The following is a 17,950-nucleotide window of genomic DNA, read 5'->3' on the forward strand; positions in this document are numbered from 1 at the left end:
TCGGTGCACGCCGCCGCGGGGTAGTCAGTTCCGCATCGGCTGCGGCGGTCCGGACTGTTCCGACCCGTACCGGTGGCCGACCCCGGCCGCACCGTCGAGTGCGCCGAGAAGGTCGATGCTCGTCTGTACGAAGCTGACCACGGGTAGCCACGGCGCCGACGGGACCCGCGGACCGCGGATGTCGGTGTCCTCAGTCGCACGGTGCGGCCACCACAGTCCGGCGGGTGACCAGCGCACGACGGGGTCGCTGCAATTGGCGAGAACCGTTCGCGAGGTGCGGGAATCCGGGGCGACGGTACCCGCGGGCGGCGCGACCAGCACGGTCTCGTCGAGCAGAGCGGGGCGCTCGTTCTCCAGCCATACCCGGGCGGCGTCGGCGCCCACGGCACCGAGACTCTGCCCGTAGAGGATCACCCGCGGACGTTCGCGGTCGGGAACACCGTCGAGAACGGTTGTCAGAGCCGACACCACCGCGATCGCCGAGTCCGCCGATCGGGAGCGGTCGGACACGAAGGCCTGCCACGACGGCACGTCGTCGTAGGGGAGTGCGAGAACCCGGATGTCGCCGGCGAACCGGCTCTCGAAACCGTCGACCGCTGCCGGGTCGATCCATCCCGATCCGGTCGGCACCGCGACCACGACCGCCCGCGTCGACAGTCCGCCCGAACGCGTCCACGTCCGCACGAGTTGTGCAGCGGCGCGGTCGAATCCATCGGTGCTCAGCTCCCCGCGGGCCAGGACGTCCGAATGCGTCGCCACCGTCGTCGACGACGCCGGCACCGGCTGTTCGTCGGCGCCGGCGTCGGCGGGTGCCAGCAGTCCCGCCGTGAGTGCAACTGCGCCGGCCGCGAGCAGAGCGCAGCTGCGCGGGACGGCGACGATCGCCAGGACGAGGACGGCGGGCGGGATCGTGGCCGCCGCCACCCATCCGGGCCCGACGGGTGCGACGTCGACCGCCGCACGGATGAGGTTCTGCCACCAGACCGCCACGCCGACCGCGCATCCGAGGATCACCAGGCAGGAGCCGAACACGACGCGCCGTGCCTGGTCGTCCGGCTGTCGCCGGCTGCGCCGGGCGACGATCATCCCGATGATCGCACCCAGCGCGCCGAATGCCGCTGTCACGATCGCGGTCGTCGTCGCGTCCCGGGGCAGAGTGCCCGGATAGACCGCCATGAGGTAACCGAGGGTCACCGCGACACTGATCGCGGGATGCGGCCACGATCGGAACGGGCCGTCACGCAGCCAACGGGCGTCTCGGTACTTCGTCATCGCCGCACCTCGCGCTCGTCGGGATCGACCAGGGCGCGCTCGACGGTCGTGTGGACCAAGGCCGACAACGACTCGCCCCGGGCCGGGGGACCGCCGTACTGCCGCCACGTGTTCCACGCCAACCCGATCCGAGCGCCATGCGTGGCAGTCGTGCAGGCAGCTGTCCGGCAGGAGGCGTACATCCGGTCGATCAGCATGCGGTCCAGCGCGATCCGGGCCCAGGCGCCGAGCGGTTTGCCGTTTCGCTGCGCCGCCCGCAACAGGTCGTAGCCGAGATCGTGGGTGCGGCACAGCGGGGTGAAGTGCGGTGGCAACGGAACCGGCGACGAGCAGTCCCCATCCGGGTCGATCGGGTATCCGTCGACGATCCGCGGGGAGTACCCCTGCGCCACGACGAAGGACGGCGGAAGGGACGCCAGTGCGGTGGCCGGGTGCGGTCCCACGAGGGCGACGACCACGGCCGCGTAGGGATTGGTCGCATCGGCCGCCGGCGCCGTCACCGCCGGGCTCGGTGCTGCGAGGAGCGGGCCTGCGACGGCGTGTGCGGTCGAGATCCACTGGCCGGTGACGAGTACGGCCAGGGTGAGCATCGCCGCCCACCACCGCGACCGTCGTCGGCGAGTGGTTGCGGAGAGATCGCGGTGCTGGTGTAAGTCGTTGTCCGACGGAAGCTCTCGGATGTTCTCTGATCCGGTCATGAGCATCGACGCTATGAGTCCGGATCCGGCCGGCACATCGCTCCGCGGGACCGGCCGCGGTCGTCCCCAGGCCGGTTCGTCGGCGCCGAAACGCTACGACGGTATCGGGTCGTCTCCCTCGGAAGTATGAGGTCTTCGAGCGGTCGGCGAGCCTAGGGTGAGGGCATGTTCGGATACCGCAAGAAGCTCCGCGCGGTGGGGGCGTCCTCACTCGAATGGGCCTCGACCGCCCCGGTGGCCCAGGACCCCGCGGTGCGCCACTACTTCTCGTCGCGCCTCAACTGGTTCTTCCTGTTCGTGGCGCTGGTCATGTACTCGGTCGCCTGGCCAACGCTGCCGATCACCCACTCGATGCCGGTGTTCGTGCTACCCGTGGTCGCTGCCTTCGCGGCCCTGCCGATCGCCCTCGCGTGGTCGGCCCCGTTGCAGGGGTGGGCGATCTCGGTGGTCTCTGCCCAACTCATCGGCATCGTCGTCCCGACCCGGGGCGGGTGGGAGCTGACGATCCAGGTCACCCACCTGATCGAACTGCTGGTCCTCACGTTCATGGCCTTCCTCAAGTGCCCGCTGCGATGGATTCCGGTGGTCTGGGTCTCGACGTCGATCGTCATCGCCTTCGCCGTGCAACCGACCGCGCGCGTCGGGTGGGTCTTCGGGATCTCGGTGCTCGCGGTCCTGGTCGCGTTGCTGCGCGGACTGATGGCTTCGCGACGGCAGTTGGCGGTGCGCACCGAGCAGACCGAGGCCGCCGAAGCCGAGGCGGCCGTACTCCAGGAGCGCGCGCGCATCGCCCGGGACCTGCACGATGTGGTCGCTCACCGGATGTCGATGGTGGTGGTGATGTCACAGACCGCCAGATATCGCCTGCCGGATGTGAGCCCTTCTGCCGCAGCGGAATTCGACGCCATCGCCGAGGCGGCACGTACGTCCCTCGACGAGGTCCGACAGTTGCTCGGGGTCCTGCGCGTCGAGGGTGCGGATGCTTCGGCGGCACCCAATCCCGGCCTGGCCGAACTCGATTCGCTGGTCACCGAGACACGCCGCGCGGGTGCCGAGGTCGTGCTGGACCTGGCCATCGACGCCGACGAGGTCGGTGAATCGGCCGCGCTGGTGATCTATCGGATCGTGCAGGAGTCGCTGGCCAATGCCACCCGGCATGCCCCCGGCGGGCGCGTGGACGTCGAGGTGACGCACGGGGAGGGCGATCTCGTCGACGTCGCCGTGGTCAACACGGCCGCGACCGCTGGACCATTGCAGATCGGCGGGAGCGGAGTGGGTATCCCCGGGATGATCGATCGCGCTCAGGCGGTGGGTGGTTCGCTGGTCGCCGCCCCCACATCGACCGGCGGGTTCGCGGTACGCGCTCGCATCCCGGCGACGCCGCGCCGGGACGTCGTCGTGCCCGAGCCGATCGTGACCTCCACGGGTTCCGGTGAGCCGTCGTCACGACGACGGTAGCGTGACGGCGTGCCGATCACCGTAGTCATCGCAGATGACCAGGCCATGGTGCGTCAGGGCTTTTCGGCGCTGCTCGCCGCGCAACCCGACCTCTCGGTCCTTGGCGATGCCGCCGACGGGGTCGAGGCCGTCGAGGTGTGTCGTCGGGTGCGTCCCGATGTCGTGCTGATGGATGTGCGGATGCCGCGCAAGGACGGACTGTGGGCCGCGGAGCAGATACTCGCGTCGTCTGCCGAACCACCCACGCGCGTGTTGATGCTGACGACCTTCGACATCGACGACTACGTGTACGAGGCGCTGCGCATAGGGGCATCGGGATTCTTGCTGAAGGATGCGCCCGCCGATGAGCTGGTGCGAGCGGTCCGCGTCGTGGCCGCGGGTGAGGCGTTGCTGGCACCGTCGATCACACGGCGGCTGATCACCGAGGTCACCGCCAGGCGCCGGCGGCCGGCGCGGGATCAGAAGCTCGACACGCTCACCCCGCGGGAGCGCGAGGTGCTCGACCTGGTGGCCGACGGCAAGTCCAACGCCGAGATCGGCGCGGACCTGTTCGTGACCGAGCAGACGGTGAAGACCCATGTGAGCAGTCTCCTGAACAAACTCCGGCTCCGGGATCGGGCGCAGGCCGTCGTGTTCGCCTACGAGAACGGCATCAAGTGATTTCGCGACCAGCGCCGGGCTCGCCGGGGCACTAGATTGGGGTTGCTCGGGCAGGTTGACCGATGACGACAGGGAGGGTGGTCTCACCAGTGGCCAAGAGGTTCGGCATTCTGACGTCCGGGGGAGACTGCCCCGGACTGAACGCGGTCATTCGCGGCGCAGTGCTCAAGGGTGAGACCGTGTACGGCCACGAGTTCGTCGGCTTCCGGGACGGCTGGGCCGGACTGGTCTACGGCGACATCGTCGAATTGAACCGGTCGACGGTCCGCGGCCTGTCGAACCAGGGCGGCACCATTCTCGGCACGAGCCGGTTCGGTCCCTACTCCGAACCCGACGGCGGTCCCGAGAACATCAAGAAGGTGCTGAAGAACCTCGAGATCGACGGCGTGATCGCGATCGGCGGCGAGGGCACGGCGGCGGCGTCGAAGCGGCTGTTCGACGACGGCATCAACATCGTCGGGGTTCCCAAGACCATCGACAACGACATCGCCGCCACCGACTACACCTTCGGGTTCAACACCGCGGTGGAGATCGCGACCGAGGCCATCGACCGCCTCCGCACCACCGGCAACTCGCACAAACGGTGCATGGTCCTCGAGGTCATGGGTCGCCACGCGGGCTGGATCGCCCTGCACTCCGGGATCGCGGGCGGCGCCCACGTCATCCTGATCCCGGAGAACCCCGAGAGTCTCGACCAGATCTGTGCCTGGGTCACCAGCGTCAAGTCGCGCGGGCGTTCGCCGATGGTCGTCGTCGCCGAGGGATTCAAGCTCCCGGAGATGAAGGAGGCGTACTCCACCAAAGGCCTCGACGGTTTCAACCGCCCCCGACTCGGTGGTGTGGCCGAGGTGCTCGCCCCGCTCATCGAGGAGCGGACCGGGATCGAGACCCGGGCCACCATCCTCGGCCACATCCAGCGCGGTGGCGTGCCGTCGGCCTACGACCGGGTGCTCGCGACCCGCATGGGGATGGCGACCGCCGACCTCGTCGCCGAGAAGGGCTGGGGGCAGATGGTCGCGCTTCACGGCACCGACATCGCCCGGATCACCTTCGACGAGGCACTCGGTGAACTGAAGACGGTGCCGTTGGATCAGTACAAGGAGATCCGGGTCATCTTCGGGTGAGATCGCGGCCGCGCGTCAGACGACGGGCGACACCGCCGACGCAACCGGTTCGCGAGGGATGATGATCCAGAGCGCCAGGTAGATCAGCACCTGGGGGCCGGGAAAGAGGATCGACAGAACGAACAGGACGCGGATGAGCGTCGGATCCCACCCCCAGCGCCGGGCGATGCCGCCGCAGACGCCGCCCAGCCACGAGTTCGTGCGCGAGCGCATCAGGCGGGGGCCGGTGCCGGCAGGTTGCGGGGTGGTCATCTCGTCCTCCTGTGTGGATTGTGGTCCGGCGTCGTTCGCCGGTGACATCCACGCTACGAGCGGGTCCGGCTCCCGGCATCGGTGATCACCCTGAACGTGCCCCTGGGATATCGCCGCATAAACTGGCCGCTATGACTTCCGCAGCCGTCGACCTGTTGGACTACGACGAGGTGCTCGCCGCATTCGATCCGGTGATGGGTCTCGAGGTGCACGTCGAGCTGGGCACCGCGACCAAGATGTTCTGCGGGTGCCCCACCGAGTTCGGCGCCGACCCGAACACCCAGGTGTGCCCGGTGTGCATCGGACTGCCGGGTTCGCTCCCGGTCGCCAACGCCAAGGCCATCGAGTCCGCGATCCGCATCGGCCTCGCGCTGAACTGCTCCATCCGGCCGTCGAGCGTCTTCGCGCGGAAGAACTACTTCTACCCGGATCAGCCGAAGAACTACCAGATCTCGCAGTACGACGAGCCGATCGCCTACGACGGTTTCCTCGACGTCGTGCTCGGCGACGGCACCACCTGGCGGGTCGAGATCGAGCGCGCCCACATGGAGGAGGACACCGGCAAGTCGCTGCACATCGGCGGCTCCACCGGCCGGATCCATGGGGCGAGTCATTCGCTGCTCGACTACAACCGCGCGGGCGTGCCGCTCGTCGAGATCGTGACGCGGCCCATCGAGGGCGCGGGGGAACGCGCACCCGAGGTCGCCCGGGCCTACGTGTCGGCACTGCGTGATCTGCTCAAGTCGCTGGACGTGTCGGACGTGCGCATGGACCAGGGCTCGATGCGCTGCGATGTGAACCTGTCGCTGAAGACCAAGGACGCCACCGAGTTCGGTACGCGCACCGAGACCAAGAACGTCAACTCGCTCAAGAGCGTCGAGGTGGCGGTTCGCTACGAGATGCGCCGTCAGGCCGCCATCCTGAAGGTCGGAGGCGAGATCGTCCAGGAGACGCGGCACTTCCACGAGACCGACGGCACCACGTCGGCCGGGCGCCGCAAGGAGACCGCCGAGGACTACCGCTACTTCCCGGAGCCGGATCTGCCTCCGGTGCAGCCGGATTCGGCGTGGATCGAGGAGTTGCGGGCGAACCTGCCCGAGCTGCCGTGGCTACGTCGCGCCCGCATCCAGGAGGACTGGGGAGTCTCCGACGAGGTCATGCGTGACCTCGTCAACGTCGGCGCGGTCGATCTCATCATCGCCACCGTCGATGCCGGGGCAGCACCCGAGGCGGCCCGTGGCTGGTGGGTGTCCTTCCTTGCGCAGCAGGCCAATTCTCGCGGAGTCGAACTCGCCGACCTGTCCATCACGCCGGCGCAGGTCGCCGAGATCATCGGGCTGGTCGACGAGGGCAAACTCACGACCAAACTGGCGCAGCAGGTCGCGACCGCCGTCCTCGACGGTGAGGGTGAGCCCGCCCAGATCGTCGCCGACCGCGGCCTCGAGGTGGTTCGGGACGACTCCGCGCTCCAGAAGGCCGTCGACGACGCGCTCGCCGCCAACCCCGACATCGCCGACAAGATCCGCGGCGGGAAGGTCCAGGCCGCCGGCAAGATCGTCGGAGACGTCATGAAAGCGACTCGCGGACAAGCAGACCCGGCCCGCGTCAAGGAACTGGTCATCGCGGCCTGTTCCTGAGGCGGGCACAGCCCCCCGCTCCCTGAGGAGCGAGCTTGCGAGCGTCACGAAGGGTCTTGGTGAGTTACGTCGCAGACCCTTCGTGACGGCCTCCGCAAGCTCCGGCCTCCTCAGGGAGCGGAGGTTCTTTCGTAGTCCACGACGGCGCGAGGCGTCCCGGTCACGTCCGGTCGTTGCCGCCGCCGGAGGGCAGGAAGCGGAACACGCGATCGTCGGTGGGCTTCGCTGAACCCACCTCCTTGTTGACGGTCGCCACCTGCAGGAGCCCGTTGGGGAGCGCGGCCATCCGGCCGAGGGCACCGTACCGCCGGTCGAGCACGACGGCCGGAGCGGTGATCGTCGGCTCCTCGCGAGTGGGCTCGTTGATGGCCTCGATGCGTTGGGTGCGCGTCGTCGAGACGAAGATGCTGCCGCCGGCGACCCCGCAACCCGCGATTTGCGGTCGGTCCGGCCAGGTCCACAGCACCTTGGGTCCGCCCTCTTCGAGCACCTGCACTCGATCCTCGGTGGCCGTCTGGTCGGCGACATAGACCGTCCCGGTGGAAGCGTTGGGACACAACGCCACCGACGACCCGAAGCCAGATGCGAGGATCGCCGGGCGCGGGCCGTCGCCAGAGGTGAACGAGGTCACCAGCAGTACCTTGCCGGCGAGGGACGACGGATCGTTTGCGGCCGCGGGATTCCCGGCATTGCCGGTGGCTACGACGAGTTCGGTCGGGGACCGGAAGTACATCGCGCCCATGTTCCCGGTGGCGCCCTTGGGGATGCCGGTCAGGATCGGCTTGGGCACGTCTCCCGGTGCCAGGCGGACGATGCGGTTGTCCGACGGGGTCGTGATGTAGGCGTAGATCAACCGGTCCTGAGGATAGGTGGGGGAGTAGGCGAAATCGATCAGACCGCCGTCACCGGACGCATCGACCGGCGTCTCTCCCAGGGTCCGGGCAGGCCCGTAGCGCTTGGTCGTGATGATCTTGCCGGTCGTGCGTTCGGCGACGACGGTGACCTCGCCCTGCTCGTCGCCGGGCACCACACCGCCGGTGGACGCGAGACACGTCGCGATCACCGCGGGGTCGGGGTCGACGCACGGGCCGGTCGGCGGCGGTTGCGTCTCGCGCGGGGTCTCCGGCGGCGGCGTCGGCTCGGGCTGGCCGCTCGGGCGGTTGTTGGGGCTGAACGCACCCGCCTCGCGTTGATTGTCCTGGGCGCTGAAGTCCGCGCAGCCGCCGACCAGCACCACGACGGCCGTCAGCACCGTCACCAGCACTCGCCACCGTGCCGTCGCCCGGCGGTCCGCCGACGCGGCTGAACTCGTCCGGGCATCGTCGCACGTGCCCGTCGGGCGCCCCTTCCACATGGCGTCCACAGTAATGGTGCTCCGGGTTGCGGTGCCCCGAGCGTGGTGCCCCGACTCACCCCGTCGGGGTCCGGTGACCGCAGTCCGCGAGCCTCTAGAGTCGGGCGTGTGAGCGAACGCGACACGTCGGGCACCAGCGAGCGCGACACACCGGCGACGAGCCCCTACGACGAACCGACCGGACAGATCCCGGTCCCGGGCGGCGCGACCGGCGCACCGGGCGCACCCGGCACGGGACCCGGGGCGGGCAGTTCGCGTCCCGACGCCGGCCCTCCGACGCCACCCGCGGTGACCGACCGCGACGACTTCTACAACCGGCACGCCCGGCGGTCGCCGGCCCCCTACTCCCGGGTGGACGATCTCGACGACCTCGATCCCGGCGACGTCGAGACCCGTTCGGTGGCCGCGGCTGCGCCTCCGACTCCTCGGCCCGGCCCGGCGCCGACGCGACCGGCCGCGACGGCAGCGGGGCCCGGCGTCGGAACGCCGGCACCGGCCGACGACGACTTCGAGACCGTGCAGTTCGCCGAACAGCCCGGCCCCGCGCGCGTGCAGACCGCCGACGACGCGGTCACCACCCCGGAGCCCGCCCTGCCGCCGGTCGGCACCGCGCGCTACGACTTCGTCGATGACGACGACGATCTGATCTCCCGTGCCCGAGCGCACGACGCCGCGTCCGACACCGAAGTGCTCGACGACGAGCCGCGCGGTCGACGTCGGTTCGGGCGGCGCCGAACCGACGACGACACCGACGATCGTCGCGGTGTCGCGGTCGACGACGACCTCGAGGACGCGCTCGCGAAATCGCGACGCGGCACCATCGACCTGGGGTTGTTGCTGTTGCGCGTCGCGCTCGGCGGCCTCGTCGGTGCGCATGGCCTGCAGAAACTCTTCGGGTTGTGGAACGGTCCGCGGCTGAGCGGCTTCGAGTCCATGCTCGTCGACGCCGGCTTCACCGCCGACTACGCCCAGATCCTCGCGATCGTCGGTGCACTGTCGGAGACGATCGGTGGACTGATGGTGATCCTCGGACTGCTGACCCCGATCGGGGCGTCGGCGATCCTCGGCACCATGCTCGTCGCCGCGGCCTACAAGATGTCGATGGCCGATGGCTTCTCGTTCTTCGCCGCCGCTGGCGGGGTCGAGTTCGAGCTCTTCCTCGCGGTGGCCGCGGCGGTCGTCATCCTGACCGGCCCGGGCCTGTACTCACTCGACTATCCGCGGGGTTGGGCGCGACGGCCGTTCGTCGGCTCGTTCCTCTGGCTCATCGTCGGCGTGGCCGCCGCCGTCGCCGTCTGGGTCCTGGCCAACGGGAGCAACCCGCTCATCTGAGTCGACACAGAACGCGGGGGACGTATCGGAATCCGATACGTCCCCCGCGCTCTGTGCTGAGTAGTCAGTCGACCTGACGCACCGCGCCGCGGTCGGCCGACGTCGCGAGCTTGGCGTACGCGCGCAGTGCGGTGGTCACCGTGCGCTGACGGTCCTTCGGCTGCCACGGCCGTTCGGAGGCCTCCATCTTGGCGCGGCGCTCGGCGAGCACCTCGTCGTCGACCAGGACCTCGAGGCGGCGGGTCTTGACGTCGATGAGGATCGGGTCGCCGTCCTCGACGAGTCCGATGGCACCACCCGACGCGGCTTCGGGGGACATGTGACCGACCGACAGGCCCGATGATCCGCCGGAGAACCGGCCGTCGGTGATGAGCGCGCACTTCTTGCCCATCCCGGTGCCCTTCATGAAGGCCGTCGGATGCAGCATCTCCTGCATGCCGGGGCCCCCCGCGGGACCCTCGTACCGCACGACGAGGACCTCACCGGCCTGGATGGTCTTGGAGAGGATGACCTGGACGGCGTCTTCCTGGCTCTCGACGACACGGGCCGGGCCCTCGAAGTGCCACAGGTCCTCGTCGATGCCCGCCGTCTTCAGGACAGCGCCGTCGGGGGCGAGGTTGCCGCGCAGCACGCACAGACCGCCCTCGACGGTGTAGGCGTGCTCGAGGTCGCGGATGCAACCGCCCGCGGCATCGGTGTCGAGCGAACTCCACCGGTTCGACGTCGAGAACGGAGTGGTGGTGCGGACGCCGCCCGGTGCGGCGTAGAAGAGTTCGACGGCCTCGTCGATCGCCTTGCCGCCGCGGATGTCCCAGTCGTCGAGCGCCTGGGCCATGGTCGGGGTGTGCACGGTTGACGCGGTGTCGTCGAGCAGGCCCGCGCGGCGCAGTTCCCCGAGGATCGCCGGGATTCCGCCGGCCCGGTGGACGTCCTCCATGTGGTAGTCCGAATTCGGCGAGACCTTCGACAGACACGGCACGTTGCGGCTGATCTCGTCGATGACCCCGAGGTCGAAATCGGCGACCTCTCCCTCCTGCGCGGCGGCGAGGATGTGCAGGACGGTGTTGGTCGAACCGCCCATCGCGACGTCGAGGGCCATCGCGTTGCGAAACGCGGTCGGCGTGGCGATGTTCCGCGGCAGCACCGATGCGTCGTCGTCGCGATACCAACGTGTCGCCGCATCGACGACGACCGTGCCGGCGCGCGCGAACAGGGCGCGGCGGGCCTCGTGGGTGGCAAGCGTCGAGCCGTTGCCTGGCAGTGCCAGTCCGAGAGCTTCGGTGAGGCAGTTCATCGAATTGGCCGTGAACATGCCCGAGCACGAACCGCACGTGGGGCACGCCGACCGCTCGACCTCGTCGAGTCCGGCGTCGTCGACAGCACTGTTCGCCGACGCCGAGATCGTGGTGATCAGGTCCGACGACGGATGTGCGACATCGCCGACGACGACTGCCTTGCCGGCTTCCATCGGCCCGCCGGAGACGAACACCGTCGGGATGTTCAGGCGCATCGCGGCGTTGAGCATGCCGGGAGTGATCTTGTCGCAGTTGGAGATACACACCAGCGCGTCCGCGGTGTGGGCGTTGACCATGTATTCGACCGAGTCGGCGATGATCTCGCGACTGGGCAGCGAGTAGAGCATACCGCCGTGACCCATCGCGATGCCGTCGTCGACGGCGATGGTGTGGAACTCCCGCGGCACGCCACCGGCGGCCCGCACGGCCTCGGCCACGATGTCGCCGACGTCCTTCAGGTGCACATGCCCCGGCACGAACTGGGTGTAGGAGTTGGCGATGGCCACGATCGGCTTGCCGAAGTCGTCGTCGGTCATCCCGGTGGCGCGCCACAGGGAGCGGGCGCCGGCGGCTTCGCGGCCGACGGTGGTGGTACGTGACCTCAGAGCAGGCATGGGTTCCTCGAATCGATCGTGTGGCTCAGGCGGGCCCGGCGCGATCGGACGTGCGGTGACGGACCGGCGCCGGACTCTTCGGCTCAACACCGCGACCCCGGGTGTGTTCCCACGGGCTGTGGCCGGGGCGAACTGTGTTGACGGGCGCCGCCTCGCTGAGGGTGGGCGTGAGGGAGCACCGAGAAGCAGGCTACTCCGCTGTGACGATGCGTAACAAAACCATTCGGGCGTGCGGGCCGGGCCGCGCCGGTGCCGTCCTCGGTCGGGGTCAGATCCCCAGCACCGTCTTGGCGATCGAGAAGTAGAGGAGAAGGCCGGTGGCGTCGCAGAACGTCGAGATGAACGGCGTGGAGAAAACCGCGGGATCGACGCGGATCGACTTCGCGATCAGCGGCATCACGCCGCCCACGGTCGCGGCCAGGGTGCACACCGACAGGATCGTCAGGCCGATCACCACACCGATCTCGAGGCCGTAGACGAGTGCGGCGACGGTGAACCCGGCGAGTCCGAGTAGCGCGCCCATGGTCAGTCCGACGCGGACCTCCTTGGCGGCGACGCGGGCGACGTCGCGCGGGGCGACCTCGTCGGTGGCGAGTGCGCGGGTCACGGTCGTCGCCGCCTGCGAACCGGTGTTCCCGCCGATCCCGGTGAGCAGCGGGATGAACAGTGCAAGCGCGACCCGCTGCTCGAGGGTGCCCTCGAAGATCTCCAGCACGTTGACGGTGAGGATCGCCGACACCGCGAGCACGAACAACCACACGATCCGGGCGCGCGTGATCGACAGGATGGACGAGAACAGGTACGGGTCGCGGAGGGGTTCACGCGCGCCCGCACGGGCCTCGTCGGTGTCCCGGGCCTGCTCGACGACGTCGACGGCGTCATCGATGGTCAGGACCCCGACCAGGCGGCCGTCGTTGTCGACGACGGGCATCGCGAGGATTCCGCGATCCACACACCGCTGTGCGGTGGCCTCGGCGTCATCCTCGGCATGAGCGAACATCGGCTTGTTCATCAGGTCGTGGACGGGTTCGGCCGGGTCGGCCAGGAGCAGGTCGCGCAGGCTGACCACACCGCACAGCGAGCGAGCGCCATCGAGGACGGGCACCGTGTAGATCGTCTCCGCGGCGTGTCCGCGTTCTCGCACGCGGGCCAACGCGTCGCCGGCCGGTTCGTCCTCTCGGGCGTGGACGAACTCAGGACTCATCCGACGCCCCACCGAACCGCGCGGGTAGCCGAGAACCACCGCGGTCATGTCGCGTTCGGCCGGGGTGAGCTGCTGGATCAGCGACTTGGCGACTCCGGCGGGCAACTCGTCCAGCAACTCGGCGCGATCGTCGGGGTCGAGGTGGTCGAAGGCGGCGGCCACGTCCGCGGTGCCCAGATCGTCGATGAGGCGGCGCTGGGAGCCGGCCGACAGATCGTCGAACACCTCCACCGCGAGGTCCTTGGCCAGCAGACGGAACGCGACGCCACGGGACTTGTGGGGGAGCCGGTCGAGCAGGGCGGCGATGTCGCCCGCGGGCATCGCGGACAGCGTCGTCCCGACGTCTGCGAGGCGACCTGCCGAGATCAGTTCGTCGAGTTCACCGGCGTCGAATGTTCGGGTGTGCTCCACGGCCGCACTCTATCGCCGGCAGGTGGAGGCCTCTGAGACCGAGCGGAGTCGGATCCGTGCCAGAAACGAGGAGACCGTGACTACTCGGCAGAGCGGGCCGCCTCGAAGGGGTCCGGAATGCGGCCACCACTGACGAGCGACAACGCGGGAAGATCACGGAAACCGATGGCGGGCAGACGAACTCGACTGCCATCCGTCAGGACCGCACGCACCGAACTCCACTTCGGGAACTGCAGTCCGGCGATGTCGGACCAGGCGATCTCGGTGGTCGAGAACATCCGCACCGAGGTGAGTCCGTTCTCGGTGACCACGGTCCGCAACCGGTGGATCCACAGCCAGACCAGGACCGGGACGATCAGGGCGAAGGCAAACCACAGGGAGGCGCCGACCAGGAGCACGACCACCAGAGCGGCCATCGGGACCGTGAAGTAGGCGGTCCGATTGATACGGAACGTCACCGGATAGTCGAATGCGACGTCGTCGTCGGCAGGGGTCGTGCTGGTCTTCGGGTCTACGGGGTCGGTGGAATCAGTCGGCACCGTTCCATTGTGCCAACCGGCCCCGAGGCCTCTCGCTGACGGGTTCGTCGCGCCGGACCGAAATCGAGGTGCGCAGACAACCGACTCGACCAGTGTTTTCCCAGATGGTGAGACGGTGTGGTCCGGAGTTTGACTCGGAACCGAACACAGTCCTACCGTGAACGCGTGATGCAGAACGGGATCCTCGTAGTAATCGGCTGGCGCGTCTTCGCCTGACCGGTCACCTCGCAGACCCCCAACCGGCATCGACGCGCCACCCTCGAACAGCGGAAGCTGTCGGGGGTTTTTTCATGCCAGGTACTTCCATCACCGATATCGGATTCCACAACCAAGATGAGGATCGTGCAGTGAGCGCACCAACAGCACGCACCGACGCCGGCCGCAACGAGCCGACGCGCAACGCAGGACTGCGGCAGCAGTCTCCGGCGGCGGGCAACCTCCGTGCGGTAACCCAGCACACCGTTGCTCCCGAGCGTGTCAGCGGCGCCCAGTCTGTGGTTCGTTCCCTCGAGGAGCTCGGTGTCGAGGTCGTCTTCGGCATTCCGGGTGGCGCGGTCCTGCCGGTCTACGACCCGCTGCTGGACTCGCAGAAGGTCCGCCACGTCCTCGTCCGTCACGAGCAGGGCGCAGGTCACGCCGCGACCGGGTACGCCCAGGTCGCCGGGCGGGCCGGCGTCATGATGGCCACGTCCGGTCCCGGTGCCACCAACCTGGTGACCCCGCTGGCCGACGCCCAGATGGACTCGGTGCCGGTCGTCGCGATCACCGGCCAGGTCGGTCGCGCGCTCATCGGCACCGATGCGTTCCAGGAAGCCGACATCTCGGGTATCACGATGCCCGTCACCAAGCACAACTTCCTGGTCAGCCGGGCGATCGACATCCCGAAGACCATCGCCGAGGCGTTCCACATCGCCGAGAGCGGTCGTCCCGGCGCGGTCCTGGTCGACATCCCCAAAGACATCTTGCAGGCCCAGACCACGTTCTCCTGGCCGCCGCAGATCGACCTGCCCGGCTACCGTCCGGTGACCAAGCCGCACGGCAAGCAGGTTCGTGAGGCGGCGCGCATGATCAACGCCGCGAAGTCGCCGGTGCTCTACGTCGGCGGCGGTGTCATCAAGGCGAACGCGTCGGCCGAGCTGCTGGAACTGGCCGAGCTGACCGGCATCCCGGTGGTCACCACGCTGATGGCACGCGGCGCGTTCCCCGACAGCCACCAGCTGCACCTGGGCATGCCCGGCATGCACGGCACGGTGGCGGCGGTCGCGGGCCTGCAGCGCAGCGACCTGCTGATCACCCTCGGAGCACGCTTCGACGACCGGGTCACCGGACAGTTGTCGTCGTTCGCGCCGAACGCCAAGGTCATCCATGCCGACATCGACCCCGCCGAGATCGGCAAGAACCGGCCCGTCGACGTGCCGATCGTCGGTGACTGCAAGGCGGTCATCGCCGAGCTCACCGAGGCGCTGCGTGAGGAGCGGGCGACCAGTGGCTCGACTCCCGACATCTCGCAGTGGTGGTCCTACCTCGACAACCTGCGTCGGACCTATCCGCTGAGCTACGACCGTCAGACCGACGGCTCGATGTCGCCGGAGTTCGTCATCCAGGCCCTCGGCAAGGCCGCCGGCCCGGACGCGGTGTACTGCGCAGGTGTTGGCCAGCACCAGATGTGGGCCGCACAGTTCATCTCCTACGAGAAGCCGCGCACCTGGCTCAACTCCGGTGGTCTGGGCACGATGGGCTACGCGGTGCCCGCCGCCATGGGCGCCAAGGCCGCCGACCCCGACGCCGAGGTCTGGGCGATCGACGGTGACGGCTGTTTCCAGATGACCAACCAGGAACTCGCCACCTGCGCGATCGAGGGCATCCCGATCAAGGTGGCGCTGATCAACAACGGCAACCTGGGCATGGTCCGTCAGTGGCAGACGCTGTTCTACGAAGAGCGTTACTCGAACACCGATCTGTCGACGCACTCGCGGATGATCCCGGACTTCGTCAAGCTCTCGGAGGCGCTGGGCTGCGTGGCCTTCCGCGTCGAGCGCGAGGAAGACGTCGACGAGGTGATCGCGAAGGCGCGGGAGATCAACGACCGCCCGGTGGTCATCGACTTCATCGTCGGCAAGGACGCCCAGGTGTGGCCGATGGTCGCCGCCGGCACCGGCAACGACGAGATCATGGCCGCCCGCGACATCCGGCCGCTGTTCGACGACGACGAGTCGGCGTCGGGTCCGGTGGAGATCCACCAGGCGATGGATGGCCATCAAACGGTCGACAACGCGCCGGCCGATCGCGCAAACCAGAAGGACGAGCAGTGAGCACCACCCATACCCTCAGTGTCCTGGTCGAAGACCGACCCGGCGTCCTCGCGCGGATCTCGGCGCTGTTCTCGAGGCGCGGATTCAACATCGAGTCACTCGCCGTGGGCCCCACCGAGCTCAAGGGCATCTCGCGGATGACCATCATGGTCTCGGTGGAGGACTTCCCCCTCGAGCAGGTCACCAAGCAGCTCAACAAGTTGATCAACGTGATCAAGATCGTCGAGCAGGACCCGGCGAGCTCGGTCTCGCGCGAGCTGATGATGGTCAAGGTGCGGTCGGATTCGACGGTGCGCACCGAGGTCATCGAGGTGGTGAACCTGTTCCGCGCCAAGGTGATCGACGTCTCGCCCGAGTCGCTGACGATCGAGGCCACCGGCACGTCGGAAAAACTCGAAGCACTTCTGCGGATGCTCGATCCGTATGGAATCCGGGAGATCGCGCAATCGGGCGCGGTGACCCTCGGTCGGGGACCGAAGAGCATGTCGGCCAACCGCTGACAGAGAATCCCGCTGTCGTCGCGCTCATCTGAGCATCGGCGAGGAGCGACAAGGGAATTACGAATCCCGACGGATTCCGAGAATCCGCCAGGGACACCACATATCGAAGGGAAACATAGTGGCCATCGAACTGTTCTACGACGACGACGCGGATCTGTCGATCATCCAGGGTCGCAAGGTCGCGGTGATCGGCTACGGCAGCCAGGGCCATGCGCATTCGCTGTCGCTGCGCGATTCCGGCGTCGACGTCGTGATCGGTCTGCGTGAGGGCTCCAAGTCGAAGGCCAAGGCCGAGGAGCAGGGCCTCAAGGTGCTCACCGCATCCGAGGCCGCCGCCTGGGCCGACGTCATCATGGTGCTGGCGCCCGACACCTCGCAGGCGAAGATCTTCACCGAGGACATCGAGCCGAACCTGCAGGACGGCAACGCGCTGTTCTTCGGCCACGGTCTCAACATCCACTTCGGCCTCATCAAGGCGCCGGAGAACGTGACCGTCGCGATGGTCGCCCCGAAGGGCCCCGGCCACCTCGTGCGCCGCCAGTTCGTCGACGGCAAGGGCGTTCCCGCGCTCATCGCCGTCCACCAGGACCCCAAGGGCGAGGGCCAGGCGCTTGCGCTGAGCTACGCCAGCGCCATCGGCGGTGGTCGTGCCGGAATCATCAAGACCACGTTCAAGGAAGAGACCGAGACCGACCTCTTCGGCGAGCAGGCCGTGCTGTGCGGCGGCACCGAGGAACTGGTCAAGACCGGCTTCGAGGTGATGGTCGAGGCGGGTTACGCCCCCGAGATGGCCTACTTCGAGGTGCTGCACGAGCTCAAGCTGATCGTCGACCTCATGTACGAGGGCGGCATCGCGCGCATGAACTACTCGGTCTCGGACACCGCCGAGTTCGGCGGTTACGTGTCGGGCCCGCGGGTCATCGACGCCGACACCAAGGAGCGCATGCGCGGCATCCTCACCGACATCCAGGACGGCACCTTCGTCAAGCGCCTCGTCGCCAACGTCGAGGGCGGCAACAAGGAGCTCGAGGGCCTGCGCAAGGAGAACGCCGAGCACCCGATCGAGGTCACCGGCAAGAAGCTGCGCGACCTGATGAGCTGGGTTGATCGTCCGATCACCGAGACCGCCTGAGTCGCAGCGGTATTGCGCTGAACGCAGCGCCGACAGCGGGTCCGCACCGATGTGGTGCGGGCCCGCGTGCGTCTCCGCAGACCCACCCCTTTTCGGCAAACCCACCGGGGTCGCGGGGTGAGGAAATACCGAAAATGGGTGGGTTCGGCTCGACGG

15 protein-coding genes are annotated in these 17,950 nt (G+C 68.5%); 8 read left to right on the forward strand and 7 right to left on the reverse strand.

All coding sequences use genetic code 11. The features are described 5' to 3' along the window. Nucleotides 1–24: 24 nt before the first annotated feature. Both ACFVHY_RS10815 and ACFVHY_RS10820 read right to left on the reverse strand, forming a co-directional pair. A complete protein-coding gene (locus ACFVHY_RS10815; RefSeq protein WP_390271638.1) occupies nt 25–1,272 on the reverse strand; it encodes an alpha/beta-hydrolase family protein in 1,248 nt (415 codons plus the stop codon). Beyond that, on the reverse strand, nt 1,269–1,970 hold the full coding sequence (locus ACFVHY_RS10820) for a hypothetical protein (protein ID WP_390271640.1): 702 nt from the start codon (nt 1,968–1,970) through the stop codon (nt 1,269–1,271). Before ACFVHY_RS10820 ends, ACFVHY_RS10815 begins: the two co-directional genes overlap by 4 nt. Nucleotides 1,971–2,135: 165 nt before the next feature. Between ACFVHY_RS10820 and ACFVHY_RS10825 the strand changes: the two genes are divergently transcribed. The 3 genes from ACFVHY_RS10825 to ACFVHY_RS10835 all read left to right on the forward strand — a co-directional run bounded on the left by ACFVHY_RS10825 (nt 2,136) and on the right by ACFVHY_RS10835 (nt 5,212). Further along, on the forward strand, nt 2,136–3,428 hold the full coding sequence (locus ACFVHY_RS10825; RefSeq protein WP_390271642.1) for a sensor histidine kinase: 1,293 nt from the start codon (nt 2,136–2,138) through the stop codon (nt 3,426–3,428). A 9-nt stretch (nt 3,429–3,437) separates the two neighbouring features. Beyond that, on the forward strand, nt 3,438–4,088 hold the full coding sequence (locus tag ACFVHY_RS10830) for a response regulator transcription factor (protein ID WP_065632692.1): 651 nt from the start codon (nt 3,438–3,440) through the stop codon (nt 4,086–4,088). Between the two features lie 89 nt (nt 4,089–4,177). After that, entirely contained in the window at nt 4,178–5,212 is a 1,035-nt protein-coding gene (locus tag ACFVHY_RS10835) for a 6-phosphofructokinase (RefSeq protein WP_058252148.1), read from the forward strand. 15 nt (nt 5,213–5,227) lie between these two features. Here the strand turns inward: ACFVHY_RS10835 and ACFVHY_RS10840 are convergent, their stop codons facing one another. Then, nucleotides 5,228–5,464, reverse strand: a complete 237-nt coding sequence (locus tag ACFVHY_RS10840) for a PspC domain-containing protein (protein ID WP_390271644.1) — start codon at nt 5,462–5,464, stop codon at nt 5,228–5,230. A 131-nt stretch (nt 5,465–5,595) separates the two neighbouring features. Between ACFVHY_RS10840 and gatB the strand changes: the two genes are divergently transcribed. Beyond that, nucleotides 5,596–7,101 carry an Asp-tRNA(Asn)/Glu-tRNA(Gln) amidotransferase subunit GatB gene (gene gatB, locus ACFVHY_RS10845; protein WP_390271646.1) on the forward strand — a complete coding sequence of 502 codons (1,506 nt, stop codon included), beginning with the start codon at nt 5,596–5,598 and terminating at the stop codon, nt 7,099–7,101. A 160-nt stretch (nt 7,102–7,261) separates the two neighbouring features. Here gatB and ACFVHY_RS10850 read toward each other — a convergent pair whose 3' ends face one another. Then, nucleotides 7,262–8,455, reverse strand: coding sequence for a PQQ-dependent sugar dehydrogenase (locus ACFVHY_RS10850; RefSeq protein WP_390271648.1), 1,194 nt, complete (start codon nt 8,453–8,455; stop codon nt 7,262–7,264). A 108-nt stretch (nt 8,456–8,563) separates the two neighbouring features. Here ACFVHY_RS10850 and ACFVHY_RS10855 point away from each other — a divergent pair, with 108 nt between their 5' ends. Next, nucleotides 8,564–9,787, forward strand: a complete 1,224-nt coding sequence (locus ACFVHY_RS10855; RefSeq protein WP_390271650.1) for a DoxX family protein — start codon at nt 8,564–8,566, stop codon at nt 9,785–9,787. Nucleotides 9,788–9,851: 64 nt separating this feature from the next. Here the strand turns inward: ACFVHY_RS10855 and ilvD are convergent, their stop codons facing one another. The 3 genes from ilvD to ACFVHY_RS10870 form a co-directional block, all read right to left on the reverse strand. Next, nucleotides 9,852–11,696 (reverse strand): dihydroxy-acid dehydratase, encoded by a 1,845-nt coding sequence (gene ilvD, locus ACFVHY_RS10860; RefSeq protein WP_390271652.1) that lies wholly within the window; start codon nt 11,694–11,696, stop codon nt 9,852–9,854. A gap of 268 nt (nt 11,697–11,964) precedes the next feature. After that, nucleotides 11,965–13,311: a magnesium transporter gene (gene mgtE, locus ACFVHY_RS10865; protein WP_390271654.1), complete on the reverse strand. Its 1,347-nt coding sequence runs from the start codon at nt 13,309–13,311 to the stop codon at nt 11,965–11,967. 80 nt (nt 13,312–13,391) lie between these two features. Continuing rightward, nucleotides 13,392–13,850, reverse strand: a complete 459-nt coding sequence (locus tag ACFVHY_RS10870; RefSeq protein ID WP_390271656.1) for a PH domain-containing protein — start codon at nt 13,848–13,850, stop codon at nt 13,392–13,394. Nucleotides 13,851–14,197: 347 nt separating this feature from the next. Here ACFVHY_RS10870 and ACFVHY_RS10875 point away from each other — a divergent pair, with 347 nt between their 5' ends. From ACFVHY_RS10875 to ilvC, 3 genes are all read left to right on the forward strand, one after another. Then, entirely contained in the window at nt 14,198–16,162 is a 1,965-nt protein-coding gene (locus tag ACFVHY_RS10875; RefSeq protein ID WP_058252142.1) for an acetolactate synthase large subunit, read from the forward strand. After that, nucleotides 16,159–16,662 (forward strand): acetolactate synthase small subunit, encoded by a 504-nt coding sequence (ilvN, locus tag ACFVHY_RS10880; protein WP_058252141.1) that lies wholly within the window; start codon nt 16,159–16,161, stop codon nt 16,660–16,662. The genes ACFVHY_RS10875 and ilvN overlap by 4 nt, the downstream gene beginning before the upstream one ends. A gap of 118 nt (nt 16,663–16,780) precedes the next feature. Beyond that, the gene (gene ilvC, locus ACFVHY_RS10885) at nt 16,781–17,794 is read left to right on the forward strand and encodes a ketol-acid reductoisomerase (protein WP_058252140.1); all 1,014 of its coding nucleotides are present in this window, start codon (nt 16,781–16,783) and stop codon (nt 17,792–17,794) included. The last annotated feature ends 156 nt before the right edge of the window (nt 17,795–17,950 follow it).

The organism is Gordonia sp. NPDC127522 (assembly GCF_042672305.1).
GTDB classification, from domain to species: domain Bacteria; phylum Actinomycetota; class Actinomycetes; order Mycobacteriales; family Mycobacteriaceae; genus Gordonia; species Gordonia hongkongensis.